A 14,226-nucleotide genomic window follows, 5' to 3' on the forward strand; every position below is an offset into this window, starting at 1 on the left:
ACCTTATCATCTTGTCGCATGATAATATTAAACGGAGGAAGGATATGAAAATTACCGACTTACTTACAAAAGATAGCATTTCAATCGGGATAAGTCTACAAAATAAGAGTGATGCGATTGATACTGCAGTTAGTCTTATGGATAATTTAAACAATTTAAAAGACTTAGAAGTGTTTAAACGACAAGTTTATCTAAGAGAGGAAAAAGGCTCTACAGGAGTTGGAGAAGGGGTTGCCATCCCCCATGGTAAGTCAAGTGTTGTCACTAAGCCAGGGCTTGCAGCAATGACAATACCTGATGGTGTAGAGTTTGAATCCTTAGATGGAAATCCTGTAAATTTATTATTTTTAATTGCAGCACCGGACAATGATTCAAATGTTCACCTTGAAATTCTTGCTACACTTTCCAAATTGCTTATGGATGATAAATTTATAAAATCTCTTGTAGAAGCGAAGAGTAAGGAAGAATTTTTAGAAATAATCGACAATGCTGAAAGGAAAAAGTTTGAAGAAGAGGCTCCTGTAGTAACTAAAGAAGTTTCAAATGAAACTAAAAATATTGTTGCAGTTACAGGCTGCCCTACTGGTATTGCCCACACCTACATGGCGGCAGAAGCTCTTGAAAAAAAGGCGAAGGAACTGGGATATAATATAAAAGTTGAAACAAGGGGATCTGGTGGTGCCAAAAATATTTTAACTGACGAAGATATTGCAAAGGCAGATGGTGTAATAATTGCATCTGATACCAATGTTCCAATGGATAGATTTGCTGGTAAAAAAGTTATTGAAACTCAAGTTTCCGACGGAATTTCAAAACCAGATGTTTTAATTGAAAGGGTGCTTTCAGAAAATGCACCAATCTACAAGGCAAAAGGTGGAAATTCTGTAAAGGAAAACAAAGTTGAAAATGAAAGTGCAGGACATAGAGTATATAAACATTTGATGAATGGTGTGTCACATATGCTTCCATTTGTAGTTGGAGGAGGAATACTGATTGCCCTTGCATTCTTGGTTGACAGTTTATCTGTAGACCTTGGTTCACTTACAGTAGAACAAAGATCAAATCTTGGTACAATAACTGAAACTGCAAAGACACTTAAAACCATCGGTGGTCTTTCATTTTCATTTATGCTACCGGTACTTGCAGGTTTTATAGCTATGAGTATTGCGGATAGACCAGGTCTTGTGGCAGGTTTTATCGGTGGAGCCATAGCAGCTTCTGGAACTTCTGGATTCTTAGGAGCCTTAGCCGCAGGTTTTCTTGCAGGTTATATTGTAAAGGGTTTAATGAAGATAACAAATCCACTTCCTAAGAACTTAGACGGAATAAGAACAATTTTAATATACCCTGTGTTTGGTGTTTTATTTACAGGTCTTGTAATGACACTTGCCATCGAGCCTGTGGTTGGGAAGATAAATGTAGGACTAAACTCATGGTTAGCTGGACTTCAAGGAACAAGTAGCCTTGTACTTGGATTTATAGTTGCAGCTATGATGGCTGTAGATATGGGTGGACCTTTCAACAAGGCCTCCTATGTATTTGGTACTGCATCCATCGCTGCAGGTAACTACAATATTATGGCGGCGGTTATGATTGGTGGAATGGTACCTCCAATTGCAATAGCCCTTGCATCACTAATCTTTAAAAATAAATTTACAGAAGCACAAAGAAAGTCTGCGCCTGCAAATATAATAATGGGCCTTTCATTTATAACTGAAGGTGCAATTCCATTTGCAGCACAAGATCCTGCAAGGGTACTTCCTTCATGTATAATTGGATCTGGAGTTGCAGGAGCATTGTCCATGTTATTCAACTGTACTCTAATGGCTCCACATGGTGGAATATTTGTAGTTCCTGTAATTGGAAACCCTCTTATGTATCTACTTGCACTTGCAGTTGGTACTGCAATTTCCACAGTACTACTGGGAGTTTTAAAGAAAAATATTAAATAGCAATAAAAAAATGTTGAGGTGTATCATGCCCCAACATTTTTTATTCTTCTGTAATAAACTCCATGTTCCTGTAGAGTTTTCCATTTATAAAAAGTAAGATTATTGAAATCAATATGGCAATTACAGTTGTAAAATAAAATCCTATATCTTCAATATTTGAAAATACTTCTACCGCAGTTCCTATTCCTAAGCTGATTCCTGAAAGGATTATTCCAATTATTACAAAGGCAAACATTCCAAAAGTTCTTCCAAGACGAGATTCTAAGATTTTAATTATTCCCTTACCTAAATAATTGAAGATAAGTGAGATTGAATTAAACATTAGCACTGTTCCAAGTATTCTTACCACACCCTGTCCAGTTATTATAAAAAATGGAAGGAATAAACAAATTGAAACCACCAATGTTTTTATATTTCCTAAAAGACCTGAGTAAAAAACTTTTTTACCCATGGTATCTGGAATTAGATAAAATGAATAGTGGTTATATTCACCATCCACGGATAAAAATCTAAATGATATTAGGTTTATATATATTGAGATAGCTCCTAATACTGCAGAAAAGCCTCCGTCAAATTTTTCGTCACCAAAGATAAATACAAAAAATAACGAAGCTATAACCGCAAAACCTGGAAGTTTTATTTTATCCAATAGAGGAAGTTTTTTATATTCATTTACTTGCTTTTCAAAAATTGCCTTTGCGTAGTTTCCCTTAATGGTAAACTTAGCATTTTCTATAACCTTTTGTTTCTTTCCAACTCTATGGGATTTTCCAGTTTCCTTATTCTTTTTAACTGCAATTCTATAATCTTCTGAAAACTTTATTGCATCTTCATAGTACTCTCCAGTGGAGGTACATTTTTTTGCCAAAATTACCAAGATGATTGTAGTTACAAAACTTAAAATTGTAGAAACAAGCCTTGGTAAAGTGTATCCTTTTATAATTAATGAAACAACTCCTATTTCAAAACCATATATTGGTACAAACATAAGTGGGTCTGAGTTTAACATTTTTAAAATTCTTCCACTTACTGGCCCCGTTCCTCTAACCACAGTCTCTATCATATAAACTGCAACTGCTATTAACAGTCCATAGGCGACATAGCGAATGATACTTTTATGTTTTTCAGTTAAGTCCTCTGAAGCATATATAATCACTGCTATTGCAAAGTCTGAAGCAAGTGACACCGTAAGTTGTATCACAAATATTAAAAGCACCTGCCACAGTTTCAAATGAAACACGAAGTAGCCTCCAACTGCCATGGCAAGTTGTAATATTAGTCCATAAAAGGCATTTAGTGTAAAGCCCTTTAAAAGAATTTGTTTTGGTGTAAAAGGAGCTATAAAGTCAAAGTTTACATTCTCCTGTTTAAAAATTATTCCCCTTCTCTTTAAATAACTTAATGTTCCAGGGATTCCAAAGTAAATCATAAGAACTGCAAAAACTGCAACATAACCTTCCGGTGAGTCAAAGTTTATATTTTTAAAATTTTGCTGCAAAATAAATGGAAGATTTATAAAATAAAGTAGTATAAGAAGTTTCCCAATTACCTTTAGAGGTTTATATCTAAGCTGCTTTACTCTGTTTATTAAATTTCTCTTAATATAGTAGACACTTGAACTATACATCTTCATCACCGGTTACTTTGAAGAAGATTTCTTCCAAGTTCTTTCCTTCTGCCATGTCCTTATCAAATTGTCCCATTACTTTGCCATTTTTAAGTATAACTATGGTATCCCAAAGTCCCTCTACCATTTCAAGCATATGGGTTGATATAAGTATGGTTGTACCTCTGTCCTTAAGCTCTAAAATCATCTTCTTAAGCTCTCTAATTGCCTTTGGATCAAGACCAATCATCGGCTCATCAAGCATAAGTACCTTTGGCTCTATGATAATAGCGCAGCAGATTGAAACTTTCTGCATCATCCCCTTTGAAAGCTCATCTCCAAGTTTGTTTTCCTTGTCCTTAAGTTCAAAGGTGTTTAATAAATACTCTATTTTTTCTTCATCAATTGGAAGCCCATATGCCTTTAAAGTGTATATTATATGTTCTCTAACGGTTAAAAGGGGAAACATTGTAGGAATTTCTGGAACATATCCAAAGATTTTTTTCGCTTCTATGCTCCTGTTTTCAAAACCCTGTATACTTATTTCTCCAGTGTATCTTAAAAGCCCAGCGATAGATTTTATGGTAGTAGATTTTCCTGAACCATTTGGTCCCATAATAACACCAATCTCCCCATCGGGTATAAAGAAAGATACATCATCAATGGCTTTAACTTTATTATATTGTTTAGTGAGTCTCTTTACGTCTAACATAACTACCTCCTTAGTACAGTATAGCAGAGTAGTATTAAAAGGTAAAGATTATTTTTCATATTTTAATTCAACCAATACTAACTCAGGCTTGTTAAAAATTCTTATAGGAACTACTGAAGTTCCTATTCCAGAAGAGACTATCATCATACTATCTTTCTTTTTGAACGCACCCTTGTCATATGCTGGTAACACCCCTTGATTTGGAACAAAAAGTGCACCAAGAAATGGAATACGAACCTGTCCACCATGGGTATGTCCAGTGAAGATAATGTCGTAGCCTGCATTTACATACTCATCAAATATCTCTGGTCTATGAGATAAAAGGATATTTAAGTGTCCATCCAATTTCTTCTCTTTTAATACATCTCTAATAGTCCATATTGTCGTTATACTTGGATCATCCACGCCGACAATATTTATAAAAGAGTCACCCTTTCTAAGAAGAAACGATTCCTGTCTAAGAACTGTAACTCCAAGCTTTTTACAGTCATCAAGAAACTTTTCTATTCCCTTTACTCTACCCTCATGGTTTCCTAAAACATAATAAATTTTAGTAACTGGTATGAGTTCTTCTATTATATGAAGAGCATATTTAAAATCGGGCTTTCTTGAGTCAACAAAGTCTCCAGTTAAAAAAACTACATCTGGTCTTTCTGTTATAACCGTTTTTACAAAAAATTCTTTTCTGTGAAATTTCTTATTGTGAAAATCACTTATCTGAATTATTCTAAAGCCATCAAACTCCTCTGGAACCTTTGGGCTCTTGAACACCTTCTTATTTATGACTATATTAAAAAAGTTGTATACATTGTATATAACAAATACAAGTAAAAGTATTGCCAAAAGCAATTTAAATCTTCTTAACATAATTTTCCCTCTCAAGATTTAATAAAAAATTTTTATTATCCAATCCTATTTTAAAACCTCCAACCTCTCCACTCTTTTTTATAACCCTATGACATGGAATTAGAATTAGTATTGGATTTTTATTAAGCGCATTTCCCACAGCCCTTGCTCGAGAAATACTTCCTATACCTTTTGCTACTTCACTATAACTTACTCTGTTTCCATAGGAAATTTTTCTTACATATTCATAGACTTCCTTTTGAAATTTGGTTCCTCTTAACTTTATTGGAATGTCAAAATCGGTTCTCTTATGATTAAAATATTCTTCAATTTCAGCGATGGTTTTTGATATGACATCTGTTTTTCTTCTTTCACCGATTGGTTTTTCAAAAGAAATATCTATTACAAAACCATCTTCTTCTCCAATATATAGTGTTCCAATTGGACTTACAAATTCAAAAAAGTTTTTCACCCTCTAAGTCCTTCTACCCTGTTTACACTGATGGCAAAAGTTACTACCTTTTTATTTTCATCTGTGTTCATATCTTCATTAATTGCATCTACAATCTCATCTGTCGTTGCACATGGGCTGATGATTAACACTACTTCTTTTTCAGGTTCAACCACAAGTTCTAAAATAGGATTTCTCTTTTCATATCCCGAACCTTTTGCATTAAGTACAGTTGCACCAATACTTCCTGCCCTTTCAGATGCCAAGATAACATTGTCACTATATCCATGGTCAACTATTGCAAATATTGCATCGTAAAGAAAACCTTCTTCTCTTCTGTCTGTATTCATATCTTCTTCCTCAAATTTTTCTATATCAATATCGAAGGCAATTCCTCGTAAATCCTTACCAAGACCCATATCATTAATTAAAAAATCATACATAGCCTCTAAATTATCTTTTGAAACTATAAAAGACATAATATCTTTTTTAATATCGTAAAGCTTTAGCAGGTAATGTAGTCCACCAGAAGATGTTCCAGTGCCTTCAAGTAAAAATACATCTTTATATAAACTGTGATCAACACTTTCCAATATCTTCTTGCCATACTTGCTGCCCACGATGACTGTAAGAATTTTATACATAGCTCCTCCTTAACTAATATTTCTTAACTACATTGTAACAACAAAGGGCAATATTTTCCATATATTATTAAGTGGTTTTTTATCTTATTGGTAATTTGACTAAATTTCTACATAATGTTACATTATAGAGGATTGAAGAGATTATAAAAATACTTTTTACAGGAGAAAAAATGAAAATACTTCATATAATTGCCCAACTTCCTGCAAAAACTGGAAGTGGAGTTTACTTTTCAAATTTGATAAGAGAGTTTAAAAAACATGGAGAAAACTATGCCATATATGGATTTGATGAAAGCATAGGCTACCCATTTACAGAACTTCCAAAAGAAAATTGCTATCCAATACATTTTAAAAGCGATAAACTAAACTTTCCAATAGTTGGTATGTCCGATGTCATGCCCTATGATAGTACAAGGTATAAAGATATGACAACTGAAATGGTAGAGGATTGGAAATTTGCTTTTAAAGAACAAATACTAAAGGCATTTGATGAAATCAATCCAGATATAATCGTGTGTCACCACCTTTGGATGTTGACTTCATTTGTTCTTGATTTACTTTCAGATAAAGGCAAACAAATCGTTGGGATATGCCATGGAACAGACATTAGACAATGCGTTCAAAATAGTATTATGAAGGAAAAATATGTGCACAATTTAAATAGACTTGACCTTGTATTTGCCCTGTCTAAAAAACAAATAGACGAAATTACACAAACTTATGATATTGATAAAAATAAAATATATTACACTGGTGGAGGATACAATCAAGAACTTTTTTATCGTGACGATGAATATAAATATGAAGAACACAACAGCTTTATAAATGTGGTATTCGCTGGAAAGATAGACAACTCAAAGGGCGTCTACCAGATGATAGATGCATTTAAATCCCTTAACTATAACTCTGATGTAATATTGAATGTTATCGGCACGCCGGTTGGGGAAAATATAAAAAAAATCCATAGCGCCATTGAAGGAACAAAAAATATTAAACTATTCAACGCCAAAAACCAACGTTCCCTTGCAGATATGTTTAGATATTCAGATATCTTCATCCTTCCGTCTTACTATGAAGGCCTCGGTTTAGTTGCTATTGAAGCCCTTGCATCTGGATGCTTTATAGTCGCATCAGAACTAAAACCTCTTATAGAAGTACTTGGAGAAAAAGTAAATAACTCCATTGCAATAGAATATTGTCCACTTCCAAAATTAAAAAATTTGGACACACCTGTTGAAGACGAGATACCAACCTATGTAAATAACTTGGCAAAATGTATAGATACACAAGTTAAAAGAGTAAAACTTGGAAAAAGAATCCCAAAGGAAGTCTTTGATGAAGTTAAAGTTAATTCATGGGAAAATATAGCAAATAGAATGTTCGAAATAATAAATCAAATCTAAAATTATCTTAGAGAATTGAACAATTATGCAAACTCGGGAGGTGGATTTTGTTAAAAGTATTAAAAAAAGTATTAATTGCTATACTTATTATCGTATTATTGCTATCTATAGGTTTTTCAATTTTTATGGGAAAAGAAGTTTTTAAAGGCTTTACAAATATTATGCCTGTAGAAGAAACTATTAAAAACGCCAAAACATACCAGAAATATTTTGATGCCTTTGCAGAAGATAAGGTTGTGGAAGAATTAAATATTCCTTCAAGTAAATATGACCATAAAATACCTGCACTGCTTGTAAGAAAACCAGGAAATAAAAACATTGCCGTTTTAGTGCACGGCTTAGGTGGAACAAAGACATCCATGCCTCATATAATGCGTATATTTTTAAATTTAGGCTATGATGTAATTGCTATTGACCAAAGAAATTCTGGTGATAATAAAGCTCTATATAATACATTTGGAGTCTTAGAATCCTTTGACGTTTTAGATGCCATTAAGACCGCTAAAACTAAAATAGATGATGACGGAAAAATTGTCTTATGGGGAGAGTCCTATGGAGGCGCAACCGCTGCAATAGCTGCAGGACGAGATGACAGTGATATAGATTATCTCATTCTGGAATCTCCCGTATCTGACTTCAATGAAATGTTAGACTCTGAGCTTAAAGAAATTGAAAAATCACAAGGAATCCCTTTCTCCTATATGAAATGGACTGGCAATATCTATACAAAGTTTAAACTTCACTTTGCTTATAATGATATAAACGCCTGTGAATGGATAAAAGATGTTTCAGTTCCAGTTCTAATAACTAATTCTGATATAGATAAAGTTACCCCACCTCACATGGGAGAAGATTTATATAATGCCATATCTCACGACCGAAAAAAATTATTCACAGCAAAAGGATTTGAACATACAGAGTTTCCGAAAAAAGAAGAGGAAGAATACAAAAATTTAGTAAATAATTTTTTAGAAGCGTATAAATAAATTTATATTGTAATACTTATAATGGACCTCATGATTATTGTTAGTAAAAACTAATCATGAGGTTTTTATACACAAAATTTTACACAGTATATGAAAAAATGTATCAACCCTTACCCTTTTATCATGATTTAGGTTGATACACAAAATTATTTACATAACGAAAAAGGCAATGCGATTTCTCACATTGCCCTTCTTACACTAATTTAATTCACATTAGCAATACTACTGTCCCCACCTAAGATTATAGAGTCTTTTATCTTCTTTTCTCTTAGGTATTCTTTTACAGATACTGGTACGGTTTCTTTTTCTATCAAGATTATTGGTGCGTTTTCTTTCTTTGATAGGTATGATGCTATTAGTGCATCTGCGTAGGTTCTTCCGTTTGCAAAGATTACTTTTTCTGGGTTAGTGTTAACTCTCTCTGCTAATTTTAGTGCTGTTTCTACTCTTGTTCTTCCTGCTATTCTTTCTACTGATAGTCCATCTTTTTGTAGTTTTGAGATTACTCCTTCTGATACTTGTTGGTTTCCTCCTACTACGATAACATTTTTTATTCCCCATTCTTTGATGGCTTTTTCTGTAATGCTATTTAATGAACTGTCTCCTGTTAATAGTATTGGTATGTTCATCTTTGCTGCTAAGCTTCCTGCTGTTAATGCGTCTATGAAGTTGTAGCCGTTTGCAAGGATGATGTCTGTCTTGTTAGTAGAGTTTCTTCTTATTTCTTCTCCAAGTTTTACTGCTGTTTGGAATCTGTCTTTTCCTGCTGTTCTTTCTACTTCTACTCCCATTTGTTCTATTTGTTTTTGTACTTTTTCTGAAATTACTGAGTCTCCTCCTGCGATTATTATCTTCTTTGGTTGTAGTCTCTTTATTTCTCCAAGTACTTCTTGAAGTATTGTGTCTTTTTCTACAAATAGTGTTGGTGCGTTTATTGCTATTCCAAATGGTGATGAGGTAAGTGAGTCTATCATTTCGCTACTTGATGTTAATACTATAGTGTCTGCTTGTTTGTATAGTCTCTTGCTTACTTCTACTGCTGTTATTTGACGATTCTTTCCTGATATCCTTGTTGAGTTTATTTTTTCAAATACTTCTTTGAAGGTATCGGTGTTTTTGATTTCGTTATCTTTTTGTTCTGGTTCTGTTGGTGTTGGTTCGCTTGGTTCTGTTGGTTTTGTTGGTTCTGTTGGGTCTGTTTCTTCAACTTTTTCAACTACTACTGGAACTTCTACTATTCTCTTACTTCCATTAGGGAAGGTTACTTCAACTTTTCCTGTATATTCTCCAGCTACATTTGTATCTATATTTGGTTCTGTTATGTCTTTTACTTTTGAACCTTCTGGTAGATTTTTAATGTTGTCTGTTAGGTCTATCTCTTCTCCCTTTTTAACTACTTCTTTTTCGATGTCGGAAGCTTTTATTTCTGGAATTTCTTCTATTGGAGTTCCTGGAATTACTATCTTTTCAACTACTACCGGAACTTCTACTATTCTCTTAGTTCCATTAGGGAAGGTTACTTCTACTTTTCCTTTGTATTCTCCAGCTACATTTGTATCTATATTTGGTTGTGTTATGTCTTTTACTTTTGAACCTTTTGGTAGATTTTTAATGTTATCTGTTAGGTCTAGCTCTTCTCCCTTTTTAATTACTTCTTTTTCGATGTCGGAAGCTTTTATTTCTGGAATTTCTTCTATTGGAGTTCCTGGAATTACTATCTTTTCAACTACTACCGGAACTTCTACTATTCTCTTAGTTCCATTAGGGAAGGTTACTTCTACTTTTCCTTTGTATTCTCCAGCTACATTTGTATCTATCTTTGGTTCTGTTATATCTTTTACTTTTGAACCTTCTGGTAGATTTTTAATGTTGTCTGTTAGGTCTAAATCTTCTCCCTTTTTAACTACTTCTTTTTCGATATCTTCTTTCTTTATTTCGGGAATATTATCATCTTTAAATACAATAGCTATCTTTTCAACAATTATAGAATCTAAATCAAAAGATACTATATTTTTTGATTGGGTAAATTTTAATTCTTCTATTTCGTTATTCGGTTTAACTCTATAAACATGCTCAACTTCTTTTTCTGTAAGCATATCTCTATTTATTTTGAAATTACCTAAAGCTAATTTAGATATTTCGCATCTGAAAGGATTTATTACTTTTAATTGTAATGTTTGAACATCTTTATTTGCTAATTCATCTATTTTTTTTGTATCAAATATATTTGTATTAAGTTCAAGGTTTTTAAAGTTTAATCCTGTAACCTTTGTTCTTCCTGTACTACAAACTATTGTTGTATCATTCTTATGTTCTTGCCCTTTATCAACTAATTTAAATTCTACTACTTGATTGCAATTTGTATGATCAAAAGGGAATTTCCCTATTTTAGTTTCCCAATAAAATCCATCAGCAGGTTGCTTATCCTTTACTACTAAAGGAAATGATTCTATCGCATACTTATCGGATTCAACTATCACCATATAGGTAACATCCTCTATTAAATCTGTCTCAACAAAGCCTTGTTGATTACTTGTTAGTTCTAAAGTTTCAAAATCACTTACAAGTTTAAATTTTAAATTAGGTATAGTTTCTCCATTGTATTTGGCTGGAATTCTTATTGGGTGTCTATAAGAGATATTCTTTCCTTCTTTTTCGAAAACTGTTAAATAATTTATTTCCCCATTTTTAAAATCTTTAATTATTGAATTATCTTCATATTGCTTGATGTAAAGATTTTTCATATGATAAACATCATCTTTTAATGAAAGAATGTATTTATTTCCCTCTATTAATTCCAATTCTGGTAAATATTGTACTCCATTTTCATTTATTGATTTGAATTCTTTTACGAATTCTTGATTTGTTGAATCAAACAAAGAGAAATTAAGTGACTTTTCAGTTTTTAATTCTTCGTTATTTATTTGAGCTCTTATTGGAGTTTTCTTTGTTTTTACTATAATATCACTAAAAACACAAGTTCCATCTCCACAACCACTATCATGTCCTGGGTTTTCTTCTTCTGAAGTAATCAGCGATAAATTTAAAATTCCTCCAACAGGACATCCTACAAGTAATTCCATAGGATCTTCTTTAGATATGGATTCCGAAGCAAATGGTATAGATATCTCTATTTTGTTTTTTATCTTATCCTTAGGAATTGTTATTATTAAGTCTTCATTGTTAGAAGTTACCTTAATATTACTCTTATCTAATTTTTCAGCAGTTTCATTATAGATATTTACAAAATCTTTTATTTCTCTAAATGTTCCAAACAAACTGTTTAAGTCGTTTATCTCAAAAACTTCTTCGTTAAAGCTTAACCTTTTAGAAGAATCTATTCCTATTCTTTCTCCTCCAACAGAAAACATAGGATTTGCTATTTTATATTCAATAGTTTCATTATTTTCCTTAACTTCATTTGCAACTATCGCTTTATTGATTTTTTGATTAACTGCAACAAAAAGTCTAGGTGTTTCACTATCTATTTGTGCTTTTAAAGAAGAAAAATCAATAATATTATTATCTGAAAGTTCCATTTGTTCTATTAGACAATCTTGTAAAGAACTAACATCTTCTATATTATTATCTTTTCCTTTTAAATCATTTAAATTTGTTAAGGATTTGATAGGTCTTATATCTTTAACAAGGTTATTTGAAAAATCTATACCTTCAAGTTTATTTAGTGAGCTTAATGCACTTAAATTTTCAATTTTATTGAATGAAACATCTAAGTATTCTAAATTTAAAAGGTTCTTTAAAGCACTTATATCTTTAACAGAATTTTTGTGAATAGATAGAAAAGTTAACTTTTTAAGATTTGTTAAAGCACTTATATCCTCAATAGAGTTTTCTCTTAAAGTTAAATCAGTAAGCTGTGTGAGCCCTGATAGAGAATCTATATTTTGTATCTCATTATTATCTAAACTTAAATCTTCTAAGTTAGTAAGTTTTGAAAGAGGTCCAATATCTTTAATTTTGTTATTATTTAAATGAACTGTTGTTAAATTAATAAGTTTTGATAAGGGTTCAATGTTTTCAATATTATTTTCCCTAATATATAATTTTTTTAAGCTTACTAAATCTTTCAAAGAGCTTATATTCTTGATTTTATTATTATCTAAGTACATCACTTCTATATTATTTAATCCCTTAACTGAACTAATATCTTCTAAGTTTTTATCAGATACATTCAGCCTTTTTAAATTTTGAAGACTTTCTACTCCTTGTAAGCTAACTAACCCATTATTATAAGAAGAAACTTCTTCTAAGTTTTTTAAGTTATTTATTATATTAAGACTTTCTAAATTGAGTCCACTTAAATAAATTTTATTTAAATTTGTTAACCTACTTATAGCACTTAAGTCTTTGCTATTAACTCCTGATACCTGTAAATCTTCTAAATTTGTTGCACTTTCAATGCCTGATAAGTTTAATATTTCAACAGAATTATTTAATCCATCAGTAATACCTCTTAACGAAAGCTTCTTCAGATTTAGCATATCAGCCTTAGTTGGATTATAATTTGATTTAGTTTCTTTTGGTAAGACTTTACTCTTATCAAATAGATTGTTTTTACGTTTTAATTCACTTACAACTTGCATTCTTACATTGTCATCTCCAAAGACAACTTTGTCATCAACAGGATCTTCAGCAGCTTTAGAGACAGATACTCCTATTAAGCTAGGTAAAATCATTGCTAAACTTAATAGGATAGACAGTAATCTTTTTTTCATTCTATATGTTCCTCCTTTAAAATTAAATTTAACAGCTCCTCATACGGTATGTTTTTTTAATTATTATATATTTATGATAGAGCTATTTTATTACTCTTTTATTTTATCACCAAATACATTCGAATTCCAATTTAATGCAGATAATTCCACAATTTGCTAACTACATATCAAGTTATTATTTTATTCGTTAGAAAACTTAATTCCCTAAGGTCATTAATTTAATAATAATCCCACAGCATAGCCAGGGTTTCACATGCGTCCCAAAAAGCCTGCAATACAAGCCCCGCCTCAAAGGCGTTGGTCGTCTGCCACTTGCAGACTTTACTTGCTACCCTTAAAAAGGGTCAACTACATCAAATGTTAACTGCTCGCTTAATTGGTCTGTCTTAAGTTGATTTCTTATATATTCTTCTATTTTCTTTGCATTCTTTCCTGCTGTATCTACATAATATCCTCTACACCAAAATTGTCTTCCCCTGTATTTGTATTTTAAGTTTCCCCACCTTTCATATATCATTATGCTACTTTTCCCTTTCAAAAAACCCATGAAGCTTGATACTGATATTTTTGGTGGTATCTCCAATAACATATGAATATGATCGGGACAAACTTCTGCTTCTATGATATTTACTTCTTTCCAACTACATAATTCTCTTAATATTGCTCCTATTTCTAGTCTTTTTGATTCATAAAATTCTTTTCTTCTATATTTTGGTGCAAATACTACATGATATTTACAATTCCATTTAGTATGTGATAAACTATGAGTGTCATTTAACGATGTCATTCAATACCTCCTTGATTTTTTATTTTGCAGTTGGCAGACCGCAATTTTATTATATCACTGAGGTATTTTTGTTTGGTTATCATTGCTAAAGCTATACTGAACC

General features: G+C 31.9%; 10 protein-coding genes. 3 read left to right on the plus strand and 7 right to left on the minus strand.

Translation table 11 applies throughout. From position 1 onward, the window contains the following. Positions 1 to 44 precede the first annotated feature (44 nt). Positions 45 to 1,952 carry a PTS fructose transporter subunit IIABC gene (locus BN2746_RS00170; protein WP_055077848.1) on the plus strand — a complete coding sequence of 636 codons (1,908 nt, stop codon included), beginning with the start codon at positions 45 to 47 and terminating at the stop codon, positions 1,950 to 1,952. A gap of 40 nt (positions 1,953 to 1,992) precedes the next feature. On the opposite strand, the gene BN2746_RS00175 is transcribed toward BN2746_RS00170, so the two are convergent. From BN2746_RS00175 to BN2746_RS00195, 5 genes are read right to left on the minus strand one after another with little or no spacing between them, the layout of a single operon-like run. Further along, positions 1,993 to 3,579 carry a putative ABC exporter domain-containing protein gene (locus BN2746_RS00175; protein WP_055077849.1) on the minus strand — a complete coding sequence of 529 codons (1,587 nt, stop codon included), beginning with the start codon at positions 3,577 to 3,579 and terminating at the stop codon, positions 1,993 to 1,995. Next, positions 3,572 to 4,270, minus strand: a complete 699-nt coding sequence (locus BN2746_RS00180; protein ID WP_055077850.1) for an ABC transporter ATP-binding protein — start codon at positions 4,268 to 4,270, stop codon at positions 3,572 to 3,574. Before BN2746_RS00180 ends, BN2746_RS00175 begins: the two co-directional genes overlap by 8 nt. A 48-nt stretch (positions 4,271 to 4,318) precedes the next feature. Further along, complete coding sequence (locus BN2746_RS00185) at positions 4,319 to 5,137, minus strand: metallophosphoesterase (RefSeq protein WP_055077851.1); 819 nt, start codon at positions 5,135 to 5,137, stop codon at positions 4,319 to 4,321. Continuing rightward, the gene (locus tag BN2746_RS00190; protein ID WP_055077852.1) at positions 5,121 to 5,588 is read right to left on the minus strand and encodes a methylated-DNA--[protein]-cysteine S-methyltransferase; all 468 of its coding nucleotides are present in this window, start codon (positions 5,586 to 5,588) and stop codon (positions 5,121 to 5,123) included. The genes BN2746_RS00185 and BN2746_RS00190 overlap by 17 nt, the downstream gene beginning before the upstream one ends. Beyond that, positions 5,585 to 6,211, minus strand: coding sequence for a P-II family nitrogen regulator (locus BN2746_RS00195; RefSeq protein WP_055077853.1), 627 nt, complete (start codon positions 6,209 to 6,211; stop codon positions 5,585 to 5,587). Before BN2746_RS00195 ends, BN2746_RS00190 begins: the two co-directional genes overlap by 4 nt. Positions 6,212 to 6,381: 170 nt before the next feature. Here BN2746_RS00195 and BN2746_RS00200 point away from each other — a divergent pair, with 170 nt between their 5' ends. Continuing rightward, complete coding sequence (locus BN2746_RS00200; RefSeq protein ID WP_055077854.1) at positions 6,382 to 7,614, plus strand: glycosyltransferase family 4 protein; 1,233 nt, start codon at positions 6,382 to 6,384, stop codon at positions 7,612 to 7,614. Between the two features lie 47 nt (positions 7,615 to 7,661). Further along, positions 7,662 to 8,600, plus strand: coding sequence for an alpha/beta hydrolase (locus tag BN2746_RS00205; protein WP_055077855.1), 939 nt, complete (start codon positions 7,662 to 7,664; stop codon positions 8,598 to 8,600). A 203-nt stretch (positions 8,601 to 8,803) separates the two neighbouring features. Here BN2746_RS00205 and BN2746_RS00210 read toward each other — a convergent pair whose 3' ends face one another. Then, positions 8,804 to 13,336, minus strand: a complete 4,533-nt coding sequence (locus BN2746_RS00210) for a cell wall-binding repeat-containing protein (protein ID WP_055077856.1) — start codon at positions 13,334 to 13,336, stop codon at positions 8,804 to 8,806. Positions 13,337 to 13,670: 334 nt separating this feature from the next. Beyond that, the gene (gene tnpA / locus BN2746_RS00215; protein WP_055077857.1) at positions 13,671 to 14,123 is read right to left on the minus strand and encodes an IS200/IS605 family transposase; all 453 of its coding nucleotides are present in this window, start codon (positions 14,121 to 14,123) and stop codon (positions 13,671 to 13,673) included. Positions 14,124 to 14,226: the final 103 nt, after the last annotated feature.

It is taken from the genome of Lagierella massiliensis (assembly GCF_001407835.1).
Taxonomy (GTDB): Bacteria; Bacillota; Clostridia; order Tissierellales; family Peptoniphilaceae; genus Mediannikoviicoccus; species Mediannikoviicoccus massiliensis.

What these genes read in the sequence shown, in the direction of transcription:
- BN2746_RS00170 (WP_055077848.1), top strand. Translation starts at nt 45, where the DNA reads ATGAAAATTACCGACTTACTTACAAAAGATAGCATTTCAATCGGGATA.
- BN2746_RS00175 (WP_055077849.1), bottom strand. Translation starts at nt 3,579, where the DNA reads ATGTATAGTTCAAGTGTCTACTATATTAAGAGAAATTTAATAAACAGA.
- BN2746_RS00210 (WP_055077856.1), bottom strand. Translation starts at nt 13,336, where the DNA reads ATGAAAAAAAGATTACTGTCTATCCTATTAAGTTTAGCAATGATTTTA.
- BN2746_RS00180 (WP_055077850.1), bottom strand. Translation starts at nt 4,270, where the DNA reads ATGTTAGACGTAAAGAGACTCACTAAACAATATAATAAAGTTAAAGCC.
- tnpA (WP_055077857.1), bottom strand. Translation starts at nt 14,123, where the DNA reads ATGACATCGTTAAATGACACTCATAGTTTATCACATACTAAATGGAAT.
- BN2746_RS00195 (WP_055077853.1), bottom strand. Translation starts at nt 6,211, where the DNA reads ATGTATAAAATTCTTACAGTCATCGTGGGCAGCAAGTATGGCAAGAAG.
- BN2746_RS00185 (WP_055077851.1), bottom strand. Translation starts at nt 5,137, where the DNA reads ATGTTAAGAAGATTTAAATTGCTTTTGGCAATACTTTTACTTGTATTT.
- BN2746_RS00200 (WP_055077854.1), top strand. Translation starts at nt 6,382, where the DNA reads ATGAAAATACTTCATATAATTGCCCAACTTCCTGCAAAAACTGGAAGT.